The organism is Micromonospora sp. SD19, assembly GCF_054462275.1.
This window is the reverse complement of sequence record NZ_JBTLMN010000014.1, coordinates 118,366-135,678: the sequence shown is the minus strand read 5'-3', so window position 1 is coordinate 135,678 and position 17,313 is coordinate 118,366. Positions and strand designations below refer to the sequence as shown.

Sequence of the window (17,313 nt, the reverse complement as noted above, 5' to 3'; positions counted from 1 at the left end):
CGTCTCGTCCGGGTCGTCCGCCCGGCCCCCACCGGCCCGGATACGGTGGCCTCATGGCCAACCCGACCCGCTGGGCGACCGACACCGGTCCCGAGCACTCACAGTGGTACATCGACCGGTTCCGCAAGCTCGCGGCCGAGGGTGAGGACCTGGCCGGCGAGGCCCGCCTGGTGGACGCCCTCGTCGCGCCCGGCTCACGGATTCTCGACGCCGGCAGCGGCACCGGCCGGGTCGGCGCCGCGCTGGCCGAGCGGGGGCACACGGTGGTCGGGGTGGACGCCGACCCCGCGTTGGTGGACGCCGCCCGCGCCGACTATCCCGGCCCGACGTGGCTGGTCGCCGACCTCGCCGAGCTGGACCTGCCGGCACTGGGTGAGGCGGAGCCGTTCGACGCGGCGGTGCTGGCCGGCAACGTGCTCGCCTTCGTCGCTGTCGGCACCGAACCGCAGGTGCTGCGCCGGGTGGCCGCGCACCTGCGACCCGACGGCGTGTTGGCGGTGGGCTTCGGCACCGAGCGCGGCTACCCGCTGACCGCGTTCGACGCCGACGCGGTGGCCGCCGGGCTGCGCGTGGAGCACCGCTTCGCCACCTGGGACCTGCGCCCGTGGCGCGACGACGCCGCGTTCGCGGTCACCGTGCTGCGCCGCCCAGCAGACTGAGCGCCTCCCCGCCTCCCCGCCTCCCCGGTGATCAAGAGGTTTGCGTCAAATTCGCGCCACATCCTGACGCAAACCTCTTGATCACCGCAGCTGTGACGGAAGGCTGCGGTGGGGGTGGGGCTGGGGGTTAGTTGGGGGTGGGGGCGGCTCGGGCGGCCGTTGGGTCGAGGGTGGCGCCGGCGGGCACCAGGCTGACCAGCCCGGCCGGCAGCCGCACCGGTCGCACGTCGCGGTAGCCGAGCATCGGCAGCACCTCCCGGTCTGCCAGCACGTACCGCCGGCCCAGGTCGGTGACCACGGAGACCGCGCCCCCGGTCGCGCCGGGCGCCGCTGCGGCCTCGACCACCGCGCCGCGGCCCGGCTCCACCACCACATGGTCGGCCAGCACCGCGCCGCCGGTCGGCGCGGTGCGCGGCACGGCCGTCAGGTCCCGCAGCGGTACGCCCCAGCGCACCTCACCCACCCCGCCGTCGTCGCCGACGCGGGTGCAGAGCGCGCCGCCGTCGGCGCTCGCGAGCCGGGGCGGGACCGGCGGCGGGGCGTTCGGACCGGTCGGGGCGAGATCGGGCACCGTGGGCAGCGCGGCGAACCGGCCCAACGTCATCGGCACCGGCGCAACCTGCCCGGTGCGGGCCAGCAACAGCCCCGCCTGCAACTCGGTGATGCCGGCCAGGCCGGCGTCGAGCGCCACCGCGTACTGCCGACCGCCACCGGAGTTGCTCACCAGGTAGACGGTGCCGATCGCGGCGCCCGGCACCCGAGAAGCCGGCCGGCCCAGCGCGGGCAGGTCGAGCGGGGCGAGGTCGACGCCGGCGGGCAGCGAGTTGAGCAGTGCCGGCGCCGCCGCAACCGCCTGCGCCCGAGTGGTGGCGAGCGCCGCCAGCACCCGGCTGGGATCGCGGACGAGGTAACGCCGCTGATGCCAGACCAGGTGCAGCCCGCCGTCGGGGTGGCGCAGCAGCAGTGCGTCGTCGCCCAGCGGCCGGCCACCGTCGGGTTCGGTGCCGATCAGCAACGCGGAGCGGGGCCCTTGGGCGCCCGCACCGGCCGGGATCGTCGAGCAGACCGTCCACGCCGTGGCGGCCAGCCGGCCGGGGGCGGGCAACGAGTCGGGGGCGTCGGCGATGCCCAACGGGAGCCCGCGCGGCACCCCGTCGATCGTGCGCCGGGACACCAGCACGGTCTTCGACCGGTCCGCGCCGACGATGAGCAGCGCCGAGGCGTAGTTGAGCACCGGGTGCAGCTTCTGCTCGCGGTAGACGAACCGGGCGCCGGACTCCTTCTCCACGATCACCGCGCCCGGGTCACGCCACCCCTTGCCGCCGCCGGCGAACAGCCCGTAGAGGGCGAAACCGCCGAGCCCGATCGCCGCCACCAGGACGCTGGCCAGGCCGGCACCGGCCAGCCGCCGAAACGGCGACTGCGCGGGATCGGTCTCCCGCATGACCAGGGCGGCGACCGCCCGCTGGACGCTGAACTGGTAGGAGTGCAGCTGGTCCTGCCGCGACGGCATGAGTCCCCTCCGGTGGATCGGCCGGGCACAGGATATGCGCTGCGTCGATGTCCCGTGGACCCTGCGTGGCCGTCGGTGGCGGGGCAACCGGTACCATCCGGGGACGAATCCGGCGGCGAGAGGGCACCCGTGGGCGCGCGTTTCGAAGAGCTGGCCTGGCGGGAGACTCCGATCGGCGCGATCAGCCTGCGCCGGCGCCGGGACCCGGCACTCCAGGTCGAGGTGTACGAGGTCAAGCTCGACGACGAGTATCTGATGTCCAGCCTCTTCCCGGTCGCGGAGATCGAGCTGGCCCGGCTCGGCCTCGCCGAGGTGACCGGTGACTCGCTCGACGTGGTGGTGGGCGGTCTCGGGTTGGGCTACACCGCCTGCGCGGCGCTGGGCGACCCCCGGGTGCGCTCACTGCTCGTGGTGGAGGCGATCGAGGACGTGATCGACTGGCACCGGCGCGGGCTGCTGCCGTTCGCGGCGGGGCTCGCCGAGGACCCCCGGACCCGCTTCGTGCAGGCCGACTTCTTCGCGGCGGTCGCCGGTGACACCGGTTTCGACAGCGAGGTGCCCGGTCGACGCTTCGACGCCGTGCTGCTCGACGTCGACCACTCCCCCCGCAACGTCCTGCACCCGAGCCACGCGGCGTTCTACCCGCCGGCCGGTTTACGCCGCCTGGCCGCCCTGCTGCGGCCCGGGGGTGTCTTCGCGCTCTGGTCGGACGACCCGCCGGACGCCGAGTTCACCGCGTCGCTCACCGAGGTGTTCGTGGACGTGCGGGCGCACGTCGTGCCGTTCGCCAACCCGCTGACCGGTGGCGAGTCGGCCAACACCGTCTACGTGGCGCGCGCCGACGGCTGAGCGCCCCGGATCGACCCGCGCATCAGGACCTCAAGGTGTCGCGGCGCGCCGGGCCCACCACCGCGGGGAACCCGAGTCGATCAATCGGCATGGTGCCGGCCGGACGGGGAACGTGTACCCGGGTCGGCCGCACCAGGCGCGGCCGGTTACGGGAGGTCGACATGCGTGCACTGCTCTGGGTCGTCGGCGTGGTCGCCGGTATCCTGATCCTGCTCGGGTTGTTTCTCGAAGCGGTCCGCTGGTTGGTCATCATCGGTGTGATCGCACTGGTGATCGTGATCGTCTGGGGCGTCGTCAAGGGGCGGCAGGCCATGAACCACCAGTCCCGACGACGTTGACCGGTCAGAACCAGTCCGGCCGCATGTCGAGCGTGGTCCGGTCCCGGCTCTCCAGCAGGTCGAACTGCGGCCCCGTGCGGGGCAGCTCGACGGTGAAGAAGTAGCGGGCGGCCTGCCGCTTGCCGGCGTGGAACGCGTCGCCGGCCCCCTCCGGCGGCAGCGCCAGCACCTGCTCCAACCACATCCACGCGATCACCACGTGCCCGACGGCCTCCAGGTAGGCGCTGGCGTTGGCCAGCGCCAGCACCGGATCACCGTCGGCCCACAGTCGAGCGGTGACAGCGGTGACCCGGTCCACCGCCGCCGCCAGCCGGCCCGCCAGCGCGGCGGCCTCGCCCCCGGCCTGCCGGGCCCGCTCGACCGTGTCGCCGATCGTCGCGGTCAGCAGGACGAGACCAGCGCCGCCCTGCATGGTCATCTTGCGCCCCAACAGATCCAGCGCCTGGATGCCGTGGGTGCCCTCGTGGATCGGGTTGAGCCGGTTGTCCCGGTAGTGCTGCTCCACGTCGTGGTCACGGGTGTAGCCAGCGCCGCCGAGCACCTGGATCGCCAGGTCGTTGGCGGCCAGGCACCACTGCGACGGCCAACTCTTGGTGATCGGGGTGAGCACGTCCAGCAGCAGGTGGGCGCGCTCGCGGTCGGCCTCGGAAGGTGCGGTCTTCTGCTCGTCGAGCAGCCGCGCGCAGTAGAGCACCAGTGCCAGCGCCCCCTCCACGTAGCTCTTCTGGGCCAGCAGCATCCGTCGTACGTCGGGGTGGTCGATGATCGGCACCTGTGCGGTGGCCGGGTCCTTCGCGCCGACCGGCCGGCCCTGTGGCCTCTCCTTCGCGTACGCCAGGCTCTTGAGGTAGCCGGTGTAACCCAACGCGGTCGCGCCGGCCCCGACCCCGATCCGGGCCTCGTTCATCATGTGGAACATCTGCGCGAGACCCTGATGGGGCGCGCCCACCAGATGCCCGACCGCTCCGGGGCGACCGGCCGGGGTGTGCGCGCCGTCGCCGAAGCTGAGCAGGGTGTTCGTGGTGCCCCGGAACCCCATCTTGTGGTTGAGCCCCGCCAGCACCACGTCGTTACGGTCGCCGAGCGACCCGTCCGGGCCGACCAGCACCTTGGGCACGATGAACAGCGAGATGCCCTTGACCCCGGGCGGCGCGCCCGGAATGCGGGCCAGCACCAGGTGGACGATGTTCTCCGCCAACTCGTGATCACCACCGGAGATCCACATCTTGGTGCCGAAGAGCCGGTACGTGCCGTCCGCCTGCGGCTCGGCGCGGGTGGTGATGTCGGCCAGTGAGCTGCCGGCGTGCGGCTCGGACAGGCACATGGTGCCGAAGAACCGACCGTCCAACATGGGCCGCACGTACGTGTCCACCTGCTCGGGACTGCCGTGCGCCAGCAGCAGGTTGGCGTTGCCCAGGGTGAGGAACGGGTACGCGGAGGTGGCCACGTTGGCGGCCTGGAACCAGGTGAAGCAGGCCGCGGCGACCGCGTGCGGCAGTTGCAGGCCACCGACGGTGGCGTCCAGCCCGGCGGTGAGCAGGCCCGTCTCGGCGAAGCTGTCCAACGCCGCCCGGACCTGCGGGATCAGCCGCACCCGCTGCCCGTCGAAGGTCGGCTCGGCGAGGTCGGCGGCCCGGTTGTGCGGGGCGAACTGCTCGGTGGCCACCCGCTCGGCGAGGTCCAGGGCGTCGTCGAAGGTCTCCCGGGAGTGCTCGGCGTAGCGGGGGCGCTCGACGAGGTCGGCCACCCGCAGCCACTCGTGCAGCAGGAAGTCGAGGTCACGGCGGGAGAGCAGGGTGGACGGCACGGCACTCCTCAGCGGGCACGGGGGGCGGGCGGGGCGACGGCCCAGTGTCGCCCCGCCCATCCTGGCCGATCGGCAGGGCCCGCACCACCGGCCCGACCCGGGTTCGACGGGCGGGACTTGTCACACCCGCCGGTTAGCGTCGTTGCCCGTGACCGCACCTGGAGACGTCCCACCCGAGGTCCTCGACCGGCTGCGGCCGATCTGCCTCGGGCTGCCGGAGACCTACGAAGAGCCCGCCTGGGTGGGCATCCGCTGGCGCATCCGCAAGCGGACCTTCGCCCACGTGCTCACCGTCGACCCCGACCGTCAGCCGGTCCACGCCCGGGCCGCCGCCCTCGACCGGCCCGCCTGCCTGCTGACCTTCCGGTCGCCCCTCGACGAGATCGCCGGGCTCCTCGGCGTGGGCCACCCGTTCTACAAACCGGACTGGGCTGCGAACGTGCTGGGCATGATCGTGGACGGGGACACCGACTGGGAGGAGGTGGGTGAGTTGCTCACCGAGAGCTACTGCGTGATGGCCCCGAAGCGGCTCGCGGGCCGGGTCGGCCCGCCAGCACCGCCGACCGGCTGAGCGCCGGGCGCTGCCTGCGGGCGGCTGACCGTCGGCGGTGGTGCCCCGCAACCGGCGTGCCGTGCGATCAGCGGTGCCCTGCGACCGGCGGTTTCGGCCGGCAGGCGCCGGGGATACCGCGCCGAACGGCCGGAGCCGTCGGCACCGGCGTGAGCCGAGGACGCCGGCCGGCGGGTGAGGAGCGGGTCGATGTCGTCGCTGCCCACCGAGGAGGATCCCCGGTTGACGTCGGTGCTGCACGAGGGCCGGGTGTGCACCGGTGTGACAACAGTGCGCGGGCGGGTGTTCCTCAGCTACCCGTCGGCGGACCGGCCCGGCGTGCAGGTGGTCGAGGCGCTGCCGGACGGCCGGCGTGAGCCGTACCCCGACGCCGCGTGGAACCGCGCCGACCAGCCGCCGGACGGGGCGTTCGTGCACGTCAACGGCTTGCGGGCCGGTCCGGACGGCCGGTTGTGGATCGTCGACTCGGGCACGCCCCAGATCGGCTCAACGCAGGTGCCCGGCGGCGCTCGGCTGATCGCGGTGAACCTCGACGGCGACCAGGTGGAACGGGTCTACCACCTCGACGAGGGGGTCCACCCGGACAGCTACGTCGACGATGTCCGGTTCAACGGCCCGATGGCGTACCTCAGCGACGCCGGGGCCGCCGGCATCATCGTGCTGGACCTCGACTCGGGTCGGTCCCGGCGGGTGCTGGACGGGCATCCGAGCACGGTGGGCGGGTCGTTGGTCGCCGACGGTCGCGTGCTGCGTGACCCGGACGGTGCCGAGGTACGCCTGCACGTCGACCAGCTGGAGGTGTCGCCGGACGGTCGCTGGCTCTACTACCAGCCGGCCTCCGGCGGGATGTCCCGGATCGCCACCCGCTGGTTGGACGACCCGTCGGTGTCCGCCGAGGAGCTGGCCCGGCGGGTCGAACGGTGGTGCGACACACCCAGCACCGGTGGCACAGCCATCGACACCACCGGCACCATCTACCTCAGCGACGTGGAACGACGACGTGTCCTCGTCCTCGCGCCCGACCGCAGCGTCCGGACGCTGGTCGCCGATCCCCGGCTGGCCTGGGTGGACGCGATGTGGATCGACGCCGAGGCACGGCTCTGGATGCCGGCGGCCCAGCTGCACCTGACCGCCGGGCTCAACGGCGGGCGATCGGCCGTCGACTACCCGGTGCACATCTACCGGATGCCCGTCGAGGCCGGGCCGCCCCCGCGCGACCACGTCTGACTGTTCGCCCCCCGGTGGCCAGCTGCGGTGGGTGCCGCCGGCGGCGGGTCCGCCGCAGGTGTCCGCCGCCCGAGGCCGGCAGAAGTCGTGACCGCCGGCCTGTCGCAGGTCGCCGATAGGCTCCGCGCCATGGCTGATTTCGTGTTGGTGGCGGGGGCGTGGTTGGGGTCGTGGGCGTGGGACGAGGTGGTCCCGCCGCTGCGGGCGGCCGGCCACGGCACCCACCCGCTGACCCTCTCCGGTCTCGCCGAGCGGCGGGAGGTGCCCGCCGGGCAGCAGACCCACGTGCGGGACATCGTCGACGAGATCGAGCGCCGCGACCTGCGCGACGTGGTGTTGGTCGGGCACAGCTACTCGGGCATCCCGGTGGGTCAGGCCGCCGAGCGGATCGGTGACCGGTTGACCCGGGTGGTCTTCGTCGACTCCGAGGTGCCTGTCGACGGCGGGTCGTTCGCCTCCGGTTGGTGGCAGGGCCAGGCGGCCTTCGAGGCGCAGCTCGCCGACAACGGCGGGCACTGGGCTCCGCTCAGCGCTGCCGATCTGGACGGTCAGGGTCTCACCGACGGGCAGATCGCGCGCCTGGTCGAGGGGTCCACTCCGCACCCGGGCGGCACGCTGACCGAGCCGGCCGTGTTGAGCCGACCGCTGGGTGAGCTGCCGGCGACGTACGTGAAGTGCCTGCTCGACGGGCCTGAGCCCAACGACACGGTGGCCACGCTGCTGACCAGCGACCACTGGCGACTCGTCACGATGGACACCGGCCACTGGCCGATGTTCTCCCAGCCCGCCGAGCTGGCCCGGGTGCTGCTGGCGGAGGTCTCCTGACCCGGTGGCGCGGGCCGCGCACAGGCTCCGCCGGTGCGCGGCGTGTCCGTTCGGGGCGCGGGTCCGGTGAGCGGCGGCGCGACCGCGCGACCGCCTCCGGGGTCAGGTCGCCGGTTCGTCGAGGGTTCTGATGTGGCGCACCGGTGACGCGAGCAACCAGAGCACGGCGAGCACGCCACCCAGGCCGGCGATGACCAGGGTGGGCCGCAGGCCGATGGTGGTGCCCAACGCGCCGCCGACAAGTGCGCCGAGCGGTCGGATGCCGTAGTTGACGGCGCTGTAGGCACCGGCCCGGCGTCCCAGCGCGTCGGCGGGTGTCACGGCGGTGATCAGGGCGTTGAGGTTCACGTCCATCAGCATCACCCCGATGCTGGAGACCAGCTCGATGGCCGCCAGCATGGCCACCTTCGTCCAGGTCGGTCCGGAGACCAGCGCGGTCAGCGCCAGCGGCGCGGGGAAGAGCACCACGCCGATCATGGCGGTGCGGCCCAGACCGATGGCGCGGGATACGCGCGGGGCGAGCGCCGCACCCGCGAACCCGCCGAGCGCGCCGACCCCGAAGGCGATGCCGATCGCACCGGCCGACAGGCCGAGGTCGCGGCTGGCGTAGAGCACCAGCAGCGCGCTGATGATGAAGGTGAAGAAGTTGACGGTGCTGGTGCAGCCGAGGGCGGCCCGCAGCACCGGGTGTCGCAGCACCAGCGTGAGCCCTTCGCGGACCAGCCCGAGCGTGGACGTCCGACGCGGCGGCGGAGGCGTCTCGGTCACCGGGATGCGGCCGAGCAGCAGCGCGGAGCCGAGGAAGGACACCGCGTCGACGAGGATCGCGACCGGCGCGCTGAGGGCCTGGACCAGCCCACCGCCGACGGCCGGGCCGGCGATGAAGGACAGCGACCGGCTCATGCTCAGTTTGCTGTTCGCGTCCACGTACGCCGATCGGGGCACCAGTGCGACGAAGAACGCCTGACGGGCCATGGCGAACAGCACCGCTCCCAGGCCGGTGAGCAGTGCCACCAGGTAGAGCTGGGTGAGGGTGATCGCGTCGAACAGGTAGGCCACCGGCAGGCTGAGCAGCACCGCAGCGCGGATCAGGTCCGCGATGATCAGGAGTCGCCGCTTGTGGGTGCGCTGATCCACCCAGGCACCCAGAAACAGGCCCAGCAGGTTGGGCAGCCAGATCAGCGCGGTGAGGACGCTGACCTGCACGGGTGTGGCGGTGAGCAGGGTGACGGCGATCAGCGGTAGGGCCAGTTCGCTGACCCGGTCACCGAACTGGGAGATCGTCTCGCTGATCCAGAAGGTGCGGAACCGCCGATCGCGGTGCAGGGGCGGCGCGGTGGCGGTGGCGGTCGCGGTCATGACGAGGCCGGGTCGTCGCCGGGTTCGGGCAGGAGGTAGCGGAGCATCCGGACGATCCGCGCGTCGGTCGGCGCCGTGTCGTCGTCCTTGCGCCGCACGTACGGGGCGATCAGCTCCTCGATCGCGGCCTCCAGCTGTTGCAGCTCCTCGGGGGTGGCCACGAAGCTGGTGTCGGAGACCCCGGACACCCCGCGCCACTGCGTGTCCAGCCGAGGTTCGTCGTGCAGCAGCCACCGCTGCGGGGCCTCGGCGGTCCTGGCGAACATCTCGCCGCGGAGTTGACGGCCGGCGGCCTGCCCCTCGGCATCGTCGGGCAGGTTGAAGCGGAAGCCCCGGGCCGCGGCCTGCCACCAGCGCTCACGCTTGCTGGCGGTGCCCTCCGCATCGACGACCAGGCCGAACGTGGCGAGGTGTCGCAGGTGCCAGCTGACGACCGACGGGGTGGCCCCGACGTGCGGCGAGAGCCCGGTGGCGGTGGCCGGGCCGTGCCGCTGGAGGCGGTCGAGGATGGCCAGCCGGACCGGATGGGCCAGCGCCCGGAGCGCCTGCGGCTCGGTGATCTCGAAATCCCCGTACGGATTCTTGAGAGACATGTTTCGAGAGTAACCTCTCAGATCCGATCGGGGAACCCCGACCCGCCGCTGCGGCACCCCGCCGATCAGGCGATGCCCAACCGCGCCAACGGCTCGACCAGCTCCCGCTCCTCGTAGCTGAGGTGCGACAGGAGAGCGTCGGTCAGCAGGTCCACGGCGGCGCGCAGCTCGGTGAGGCCGTCCGGGGACCCGACGTACGCGACCAGCGCCCGGTCGACGCCCTCCAGCACGTCGTGGATGACGTGGTGCTCCTGCTCCAACCGGTCGACCACCGGGCCGAGTCGAGGGTCGCGCGCCCGCAACCGGGGGAAGAACGACTGGTCCTCGATGGTGTGGTGGGTGGTGACGATGCGGCAGTACGACTCGCAGTAGACGCCGAGCGTCCACCTGTTCTGCCGCATGGTCATGGTGTTGATGTGGGAGCGGGCCGCGCCGGCGTCGATCTCGCCGGCCGCCACCTGGTCGATCAGGTCGTGAATCTGGGCCAGCTCGGCACGCAGACCGTCGTGGATCTGCACGAGGTGCGCACCGGTGGCCTGCTCCTGCGCGGTGTAGGTGCGCTCCGGGTCGGGCGCGGGCCCGCTCGGCCGGGTCGACTCGTCCCACACCCGCCGCTCGCTTCGCCGTACACCGTCGTCGGGGGTCGGCACCACGGCGAACGCGCCGCCGGTCGCGGTGGCGCGGCTCGCCCGCACCGGCTCCGGCTCCGGCTCCGGCTGTGCTGGCGTACGCCCCGGCGTCGCGCCCTGCTCCCGTTCGGCCGCGACCAGCTCGCGGACGGCGGGGGCGACCTCGCCGGCGAAGCGGCGCAGGTCGTCGGGGTCGTCGCTGGCCAGGATGAAGGTGCCGACGCCATCCTCCACCGCCAGCTCGGCCAGCTCCTCGGCCCACTGCTCGGCGGGCCCGTTCAGGGGGCCGCGTCCGACGGCCGAGAACTGTCCGGCGATGTTGAGCAGCCGGCGCACGTCCCGCGGTGAGCGGCCGGCCTCCCGCGCGGCGTCATCGATGATCGCGTTGCCCTTGGCCAGGTCGCCGGGCTGGAGGTAGCCCAGCGAGGGCAGCCAGCCGTCGGCCCGACGGCCGGTGAGCTGGAGCATCCGGGGCTTGTACGCACCCAGCCAGATCGGCGTGTGGTGGGCTGGGGCGGGTCCGCGCTTGGCGCCCACCACCCGGTAGAACTCGCCGTCGACCCGCACTCCGCCGCGTGTCTCGACGTCCCAGAGCTGACGGATGACCTCGATGGCCTCCGTCAGCGCTCGCACACCCTCGCCGGGGGTCAACCGCCGGCCGCCCATCGCCTCGATGGCGTCCCAGAACGCCCCCGCCCCGAGGCCGAGGCTGACCCGGCCACCGCTGAGCAGGTCCAGGCTGGCCACGCTGCGGGCGAGCACCGCGGGCGGGCGCAGTGGCAGGTTCGTCACGTTCGCCGCGAGGTGCACCCGGTGGGTGCGGGCCGCGACGAAACTCAGCAGGGTCCAGGTGTCGAGGAACGCCGGTTGGTACGGGTGGTCCTGGAAGGTGACCAGGTCCAGCCCGACCTGCTCGGCCAGGACGGCGACGCCGACCGTACGGTCCGGATCGCCTGCGCTGGGCGTGACGAAGGATCCGAAGACCAGGTCGTGGCCGTAGTCGCTCATCTGCGAGCCTCCCGATTCGCCCGACGCGTCGGCTGATGCGTCGTGACCTTAACCTTATGTCATACAGAACTTCTGCTGCCATCAAGGTCTGACTCACTGCGCTATTGTCGGGGGATGACGGGTGCCACTCACCGGCCGGGCCGGCCCGATCCGCTCGACGACGACCTGGGCTGGATGCTCGGGATCGTCTTCCGCGGCTACGTCCGCGCGGCCGAGCACGCGCTCACCAACTTCCCCGGCGGCCCTCGTGGCTACCAGCTGCTCACCGCGGCGATCAACGGACCGGCCCGGAACCAGGGCGCGATCGCCGAGGAGATCGGCATCGACCGCACCGTCCTCACGTACCTGATCGATGACCTGGAGGGGCCCGGCTTCGTGGCCCGTCGCGCGGACCCGGCCGATCGACGCAACCGGCTGATCGAGGTCACCGACGCCGGCCGGGCCGCGTGGGAGCAGCGGCGAGCGGCACTGCGGCAGGTCGAGTCGCATCTGCTGGGGGCCCTCACGCCGCCCGAGTCGGCGACGCTGCGGTCCCTGTTGCAGAAGGTCGCCTGCTCGGCCCAGGCGGCGGACCCGCTGCGTGACCTCTGTGAGGTGGTGACCGAGGTGCATCCCGAGCCGGCGTCGCCCACTGCCCGCCGGACCGGTGCCGCGGCGGCGCGAAGCGGACGAACCGCCTCCCCCCGAACCCGCCGAAGCACCGGCTCGGACAGCTGACCGACGGGCCGCCCGGCACCGCCCGACGTCCTTTGTCGAGCGGTGCCGAGTGACCCGCGGTGTCGTCAACCCGCCCGGTCAGCGCACGTGCACGAACACCGGGTTCGAGTAGAACCACAGGTCGTCCCACGGGCTCTCCAGGCCGTCGGCGAGCGGCTCGGCCTCGTCCGTGCTGGTGCCACGCACCCGCGCGTAGGTGTCCGCCTCGACGTTGCGCAGGGTGTGCCGGATGACGTAGCTGTCGCCCTGCCGACGCCAGTCGCGCGGGCCGAACCGGGCCACCACCTTGGTGGTGGGGTTGGTGTCGGCGTCCAGGCTGGCGCTCGGGCCGGTGATCTGGCCGACGATCAGGTCGACCCGGCGGACCTCGGGCCGGTCGCCGTTCGCGTTCACCCCACCCAGCGGGCGGAAGGTGATCTCGATATCGACGTCGGTACGGCTCCGACGGCTCACCGTGATCGTCTCGCCCACCTCGGCGGTCTTGCCCTGGGACGTGGCGGTGACGTCGAGGCTGCGGATCAGGTCACCGGTGGTGACCCAGATCCGGCCGTTGCGCAGGCCGTCCATGATGTCGCCGTAGTCCTGGCGGGCGTGCACGTAGGTCTTGCTGTACTCCCCCGGCCAGAAGTCGGACCCACCACGGGTCCAGTGCACGTGCGAGTCCGAGGTGGCGGTGATCCACCAGCGCCGGCCCTCGCCGAGCAGTGAGTCCCACAGCCCACCGACCCGGGCGGTCATCTGGTCGAAGCCGCCGTAGGTGGGGTGGTTGCCGTACCCGCCGCGCGCCCCGCCATTGAGCGGGCCGGCCTGGTGCCCGGGTGCGCCCTCGAAGCCGATGTAGACGTCCGGCGCGGCGTTGTTGCCGTTGCGGAACTCGCGCGGGGTGTCCTGGCCGTAGACGCCGAGGCCGGGCGCCGAACGGGACGCGTGGTGGGCGATCACCAGCGGCTTGTGCGGCATGCCCCGGGCGACCTTGAGGAACTCCACCATCTTCGCCTCGGTGTCCCGGGTCGGGTCGGTGGGGAACGCGTCGTACTTGGCGAACCGGCTCTCCAACTCGAAGAGCTGCTTCGCCTCGTCGTCGTGACGCGGGATCATCAGCGTGTGGTGGTCCAGCGAGGGCGCGTCGAACTCCATACCCCAGAACTGGAGCACCTCGGGGACGAGCTTGCGGGAACGCAGCAGGTCGGGATACGCCTGCTCGATGTTCACCTTCGAGTGGGTCGGTCCACCGTGGTCGGTGCACATCGCCCAGGTCAGGCCAAAGTTCTTCGCCATGATGGCGTTGGTGACGATCGGGTAGACCGCGTCCGCGCCCTTGTGGAAGACGATCGGGGACTTCGTGGTGTCGAACTCGCCGCTGTACTCGGAGTGGATGTGGTGGTCCCCCGCGCGCCACACCCGGTTCCTGGAGTTGCCCCGGTCGGCCTTGTCGTCGTTGCCCGGCCGGCGGTCCTCCTCGGCCCACGCCGCGCTGGCACCGACCAGGGGGCTGGCCGCGGCCAGCGTCGCGCCGACGCCCGCGTACTTGACCAGCTTGCGCCGGGACAGCTGCGGGTGCTCGGTCTCTTCGGAATGCGTGTCTGACACGTGTTGCCTCTCCTCGATCAAGCGAATGCTCTTTCGATCAAGGAGCCTTGAAGAGGCCGGTGAACACCCGCCGTACGCAGCCGGTGCTCACGATGAACACCCTGCTCCGACCGGTGGGGAGCCGGGCGGGTGGCAGCGAGCCGGTCAGATCCGGGCGCGCGGCAACCAGCCGAGGAACCGGTGCCGGACCCGAGGCAGCGGCAGCGTGGGCAGGTCCTCGGCGGCGGCGACAAGGCAGGAGCCGAGGTAGACCGCGAGGGAGGCGCGCGCTCCACCGAACTCGGCGAGCAGTTGGCTCTGCTTGGTGGCGCAGGGCCATTCGCGGCCGCAGCCGGTGCAGGTCCAGCTCGGCGGGTTGGGGAGGTGCTCCGGCAGCTTGGCGCGGCGGTACCGACCGACGACACTGTTGTCCGAACGCACGTCGCGCCGCCGCATCGCGGGACCCTCGTTGCGGTGGGCTGGCGGACGGGCGCCGGGCAGGTAGCGCCCGACGGTGCCGAAAAGCACGCCGACGCGAATCAGGGCGTCCGGTCCGACCTGCTGGGTCAGCAACGCGGTCATCAGGTAGTGCCCCAGCAGGTCGAAGGCGTCACGGTTCAGGCCCAGGTCGCGGCAGAGGTCGACGAAGTCCGGCGTGGTCAGCGGCACCCGGTCGTCGAGTGCGCGGCGCAGCACCGCGCGCAGCCCACCCCCGAGCCGCTCCAGCGCGTCCCCCTCGCCCAGGCCCAGGCTGTCCTCGTCCGCCACCCGGGCCAGCGCCTCGCCCACGGCCAGCCGAACGACGCGGTCAGGATCAGTACTGTCCAACGCTTCCCCCCTTCGTGGGCCGGTCTCCCGGCGGTGCCACGATCATCCTCCGACGAATCATGAACAAGATTTCGCTGTCGGCCGCGAGGGTGGCTAGGACAGCAGACGTAGAACCGTTCGACGGGCTAGCCGGAAAACGAAGTCGAGCTGCCGACACACCGAGGTGATTGGCGGGACGGCGAGCGAGTGATTGTCGTATGGTGACATTCCCATCCACGGATATTGCATCCCAGCGTCACGAATCGTCAGACCAGATCCGACGCCCTCAACCGGTCGCTGCCGTCCCGCTCGCGACGTTCCACCGCACCGCCGGCCACCGACGTGCCGGGTCACCGCCGCGCACCCCGGCACGTCCCGATCCTGCCGTCGACACGCGTTCCACCACCCGGCGGCACCTTCACCGGACGGAGACAGCGGATGACGTCATCGCCAGTGCAGACCCACCGGTTCGACAGCAGTGACCCGTCGGCCATCCAGGAATTCCTGTCCGCCACCTACGACCCGAAGCTGCGCATTCAGAGCCGGAACGGATACCGGCTCACCCACCAGCGCGTCGACACCGCTCCCTTCGCCCTCGCGACCACCCGACAGACCGGGCACCTCGAAATCGATGCCAGCGCCCTCGGCGGGCTGGTCATCGGTCGCGCCAACACCGCGCGCGGCAGTCGCTCCTGCGCGGGATCGACCCACCGGTTCGGCCCCGGCGAGGTCTTCCTCGTCACCAGGCCGGACGAGCCGTGCACAGTCCAGTGGCATCCCGGTGAGGTGGAGCTGTGCGTACTGGATCTGTCGGTGCTGGCGCAGGTGGCCACCACCGCGCCGGCCCGCCGGCCCGGTCGGATCGAGTTCACCGAGCTGGGTGCCGCCGGTACGGCCCTCGCCCGGCAGTGGCGCAACACCACGAGCTTCGTCCGCGACGTCGTGTTGAACAGCCCAGCCGACGGGGCGCAATCGCTGGTGATCGGCAACGCCGCCCGGATGCTGGCGGCGGCGGCGCTCGCGGTCTTCCCCAACACCGCGTTCACCGAGCCGACCGCCGCGGACCGGAACGACGCCACCACCGCCACGCTGCGCCGGGCCATCGCGTTTCTGGAGGAGCACGCCGATCGGGACATCAGCGCGGTCGACATCGCCGGTGCGGCCGGCGTCTCCCTGCGGGCGGTGCAACTCGCCTTCCGCCGTCATCTCGGCACCACCCCCATGGCCTACCTGCGTCGGATCCGGCTCGTTCGGGCACACCACGACCTGGTACGCGCCGACCCGCGCCAGGAGACGGTCTCGGCGATCGCCAGCCGGTGGGGGTTCGCCAGCCACAGCAGGTTCACCGCGCGGTACCACGCCAGCTACGGCGTGCCGCCGCGCGAGACGCTGAACACCTGAGAGTCAGCCTCGGTCGCGGTCGTTTCTGTCGCGGGCGGTCTGCAACTCGGGCACCGAGGCCTCCAGCAGGTCGGCGAGGCCACGAAGTTGCTCGGCGACCCGGGCACCGAGGGGGGTCAACGAGTATTCGACCCGCGGTGGGATCGCGGTGAGCACCTCGCGGGTGAGCATTCCGTCGCGTTCGAGGGTCTGCAGGGTCTGGGAGAGCATCCGCTCGCTGACCCCGTCGATGCGTCGCCGCAGCGCGTTGAACCGGTAGCGGCCCTCGCCGAGCGCCAACAGGGCCAGCGAGGCCCACTTCGAGGTGACGTCCTCGAAGGCGGCACGGGAGGTGCAGCCCCGCGCGAAGACATCGCTGACGAATTCCTGGGTAGGCCCCGCCGGGTCCTGGGCCGGCCTGTCGCTCACCTCACCAGCCTAACCTACGCTTACCTATGATAAGTGCTATAGATTAGTAAGTGCTTGCAGGTAAGCCACCAGCCTCGGAGGTTCGCATGCCCACCTACGCCGTCACCGGCGCCACCGGCCGACTGGGCCGCCTGGTGATCGAGCAACTGCTCGACAGCCGCGTACCCGCCGCCGAGATCGCCGCCATCGTCCGCAGCCCGGAGAAGGCCGCCGCTCTGGCCGCGCGGGGCGTCGAGATCCGCACTGCCAACTACGACGACCCGTCGACGCTGCCCGGCGCCGTGGCCGGCGTACGCCGTCTGCTGCTCATCTCCGGCGACGCTCCCGGTCAGCGCGTCGCGCAGCACACGGCGGTCATCGACGCGGCCAAGCTCGCCGGTGTGGAGCGTCTCGTCTACACCAGCATCCTGAAGGCCGACACCACAGCGAACCCGCTCGCCCCGGAGCACAAGGCCACCGAGGAGGTCCTCGCCGCGTCCGGGCTGACCTACACAGTGCTGCGCAACGGCTGGTACACGGAGAACTACACCGACCAGCTGCCGCAGTACCTGGGCTCCGGCACGATCCTCGGCGCCAGCGGCGGCAGCAAGATCTCCGCCGCGACCCGGGCCGACTACGCGGGGGCCGCCGTGGCGGCGCTGACCAGGGAGCAGGACGGCAACGCCGTCTACGAACTGGGCGGTGCCGCGTTCACGTTCGACGAACTGGCCGAGGCCGTCACCGAGGTGACCGGCACCACCGTCGTGCACCAGGACATGTCCGCGGCCGAGCTGGCCTCGGCCCTGGAGAACGTCGGCCTGGACGCCGGCACCGCCGGGTTCGTCGCCGCGCTCGACCAGTCGATCGCCGACGGCGAGTTGGCGACCGACAGCGACGACCTCAGCCGGCTACTCGGCCGGCCGAGCACTCCGCTGCGCGACGCCATCCGGGCCGCGCGGGGCTGACGGGGTTCAGCAGCGAGGAGGGCGGCGGGGTCCGGTCGCCGCCGCCACCCGGGCAGCTGCTGCCCGGGTATCCTCGGCGGCATGCTCAG

General features: G+C 72.3%; 17 protein-coding genes. 9 read left to right on the top strand and 8 right to left on the bottom strand.

The annotated features are described in order from the left end of the window. Positions 1–53 precede the first annotated feature (53 nt). The gene (locus tag ACX27O_RS31170; RefSeq protein WP_210866343.1) at positions 54–659 is read left to right on the top strand and encodes a class I SAM-dependent methyltransferase; all 606 of its coding nucleotides are present in this window, start codon (positions 54–56) and stop codon (positions 657–659) included. 127 nt (positions 660–786) lie between these two features. Here ACX27O_RS31170 and eccB read toward each other — a convergent pair whose 3' ends face one another. After that, complete coding sequence (gene eccB, locus ACX27O_RS31165) at positions 787–2,172, bottom strand: type VII secretion protein EccB (protein WP_357640744.1); 1,386 nt, start codon at positions 2,170–2,172, stop codon at positions 787–789. A 129-nt stretch (positions 2,173–2,301) separates the two neighbouring features. Between eccB and ACX27O_RS31160 the strand changes: the two genes are divergently transcribed. Together ACX27O_RS31160 and ACX27O_RS31155 are read left to right on the top strand one after the other, a co-directional pair. Beyond that, positions 2,302–3,021 (top strand): polyamine aminopropyltransferase, encoded by a 720-nt coding sequence (locus tag ACX27O_RS31160; RefSeq protein ID WP_030336355.1) that lies wholly within the window; start codon positions 2,302–2,304, stop codon positions 3,019–3,021. Between the two features lie 161 nt (positions 3,022–3,182). After that, on the top strand, positions 3,183–3,359 hold the full coding sequence (locus ACX27O_RS31155; protein WP_167337342.1) for a hypothetical protein: 177 nt from the start codon (positions 3,183–3,185) through the stop codon (positions 3,357–3,359). Between the two features lie 4 nt (positions 3,360–3,363). Here the strand turns inward: ACX27O_RS31155 and ACX27O_RS31150 are convergent, their stop codons facing one another. Then, entirely contained in the window at positions 3,364–5,166 is a 1,803-nt protein-coding gene (locus ACX27O_RS31150) for an acyl-CoA dehydrogenase (RefSeq protein WP_210867043.1), read from the bottom strand. A gap of 148 nt (positions 5,167–5,314) precedes the next feature. Between ACX27O_RS31150 and ACX27O_RS31145 the strand changes: the two genes are divergently transcribed. From ACX27O_RS31145 to ACX27O_RS31135, 3 genes are all read left to right on the top strand, one after another. After that, positions 5,315–5,737 carry an MmcQ/YjbR family DNA-binding protein gene (locus ACX27O_RS31145; RefSeq protein WP_357651661.1) on the top strand — a complete coding sequence of 141 codons (423 nt, stop codon included), beginning with the start codon at positions 5,315–5,317 and terminating at the stop codon, positions 5,735–5,737. Between the two features lie 189 nt (positions 5,738–5,926). Further along, positions 5,927–6,964 carry an L-dopachrome tautomerase-related protein gene (locus ACX27O_RS31140; protein ID WP_458940519.1) on the top strand — a complete coding sequence of 346 codons (1,038 nt, stop codon included), beginning with the start codon at positions 5,927–5,929 and terminating at the stop codon, positions 6,962–6,964. A gap of 129 nt (positions 6,965–7,093) precedes the next feature. Continuing rightward, positions 7,094–7,789 carry an alpha/beta fold hydrolase gene (locus ACX27O_RS31135; RefSeq protein WP_458940518.1) on the top strand — a complete coding sequence of 232 codons (696 nt, stop codon included), beginning with the start codon at positions 7,094–7,096 and terminating at the stop codon, positions 7,787–7,789. 102 nt (positions 7,790–7,891) lie between these two features. On the opposite strand, the gene ACX27O_RS31130 is transcribed toward ACX27O_RS31135, so the two are convergent. The 3 genes from ACX27O_RS31130 to ACX27O_RS31120 all read right to left on the bottom strand — a co-directional run bounded on the left by ACX27O_RS31130 (position 7,892) and on the right by ACX27O_RS31120 (position 11,378). Then, positions 7,892–9,148, bottom strand: a complete 1,257-nt coding sequence (locus ACX27O_RS31130) for an MFS transporter (RefSeq protein ID WP_458940517.1) — start codon at positions 9,146–9,148, stop codon at positions 7,892–7,894. Beyond that, positions 9,145–9,741, bottom strand: coding sequence for an ArsR/SmtB family transcription factor (locus ACX27O_RS31125; RefSeq protein WP_458940516.1), 597 nt, complete (start codon positions 9,739–9,741; stop codon positions 9,145–9,147). Before ACX27O_RS31125 ends, ACX27O_RS31130 begins: the two co-directional genes overlap by 4 nt. A gap of 65 nt (positions 9,742–9,806) precedes the next feature. Beyond that, positions 9,807–11,378: an LLM class flavin-dependent oxidoreductase gene (locus ACX27O_RS31120; RefSeq protein ID WP_458940515.1), complete on the bottom strand. Its 1,572-nt coding sequence runs from the start codon at positions 11,376–11,378 to the stop codon at positions 9,807–9,809. A gap of 114 nt (positions 11,379–11,492) precedes the next feature. On the opposite strand from ACX27O_RS31120, the gene ACX27O_RS31115 reads away from it, so the two are divergent. After that, positions 11,493–12,095, top strand: a complete 603-nt coding sequence (locus ACX27O_RS31115) for a MarR family winged helix-turn-helix transcriptional regulator (protein ID WP_458940514.1) — start codon at positions 11,493–11,495, stop codon at positions 12,093–12,095. 78 nt (positions 12,096–12,173) lie between these two features. Here the strand turns inward: ACX27O_RS31115 and ACX27O_RS31110 are convergent, their stop codons facing one another. Further along, a complete protein-coding gene (locus ACX27O_RS31110; RefSeq protein WP_458940513.1) occupies positions 12,174–13,685 on the bottom strand; it encodes a CehA/McbA family metallohydrolase domain-containing protein in 1,512 nt (503 codons plus the stop codon). 144 nt (positions 13,686–13,829) lie between these two features. Then, positions 13,830–14,492, bottom strand: coding sequence for a hypothetical protein (locus ACX27O_RS31105; RefSeq protein ID WP_245233737.1), 663 nt, complete (start codon positions 14,490–14,492; stop codon positions 13,830–13,832). A 417-nt stretch (positions 14,493–14,909) separates the two neighbouring features. Between ACX27O_RS31105 and ACX27O_RS31100 the strand changes: the two genes are divergently transcribed. Further along, entirely contained in the window at positions 14,910–15,872 is a 963-nt protein-coding gene (locus ACX27O_RS31100) for a helix-turn-helix transcriptional regulator (protein WP_081884010.1), read from the top strand. A 3-nt stretch (positions 15,873–15,875) separates the two neighbouring features. Here ACX27O_RS31100 and ACX27O_RS31095 read toward each other — a convergent pair whose 3' ends face one another. Next, positions 15,876–16,280, bottom strand: a complete 405-nt coding sequence (locus ACX27O_RS31095; protein ID WP_030336326.1) for a winged helix-turn-helix transcriptional regulator — start codon at positions 16,278–16,280, stop codon at positions 15,876–15,878. An 86-nt stretch (positions 16,281–16,366) separates the two neighbouring features. Between ACX27O_RS31095 and ACX27O_RS31090 the strand changes: the two genes are divergently transcribed. Beyond that, the gene (locus tag ACX27O_RS31090; protein WP_458940512.1) at positions 16,367–17,224 is read left to right on the top strand and encodes an SDR family oxidoreductase; all 858 of its coding nucleotides are present in this window, start codon (positions 16,367–16,369) and stop codon (positions 17,222–17,224) included. Positions 17,225–17,313 lie beyond the last annotated feature (89 nt).

Coding starts and splice junctions, on each gene's coding strand:
- eccB (WP_357640744.1), bottom strand. CDS start 2,172: ATGCCGTCGCGGCAGGACCAGCTGCACTCCTACCAGTTCAGCGTCCAG.
- ACX27O_RS31125 (WP_458940516.1), bottom strand. CDS start 9,741: ATGTCTCTCAAGAATCCGTACGGGGATTTCGAGATCACCGAGCCGCAG.
- ACX27O_RS31120 (WP_458940515.1), bottom strand. CDS start 11,378: ATGAGCGACTACGGCCACGACCTGGTCTTCGGATCCTTCGTCACGCCC.
- ACX27O_RS31090 (WP_458940512.1), top strand. CDS start 16,367: ATGCCCACCTACGCCGTCACCGGCGCCACCGGCCGACTGGGCCGCCTG.
- ACX27O_RS31100 (WP_081884010.1), top strand. CDS start 14,910: ATGACGTCATCGCCAGTGCAGACCCACCGGTTCGACAGCAGTGACCCG.
- ACX27O_RS31135 (WP_458940518.1), top strand. CDS start 7,094: ATGGCTGATTTCGTGTTGGTGGCGGGGGCGTGGTTGGGGTCGTGGGCG.
- ACX27O_RS31130 (WP_458940517.1), bottom strand. CDS start 9,148: ATGACCGCGACCGCCACCGCCACCGCGCCGCCCCTGCACCGCGATCGG.
- ACX27O_RS31115 (WP_458940514.1), top strand. CDS start 11,493: ATGACGGGTGCCACTCACCGGCCGGGCCGGCCCGATCCGCTCGACGAC.
- ACX27O_RS31140 (WP_458940519.1), top strand. CDS start 5,927: ATGTCGTCGCTGCCCACCGAGGAGGATCCCCGGTTGACGTCGGTGCTG.
- ACX27O_RS31170 (WP_210866343.1), top strand. CDS start 54: ATGGCCAACCCGACCCGCTGGGCGACCGACACCGGTCCCGAGCACTCA.
- ACX27O_RS31155 (WP_167337342.1), top strand. CDS start 3,183: ATGCGTGCACTGCTCTGGGTCGTCGGCGTGGTCGCCGGTATCCTGATC.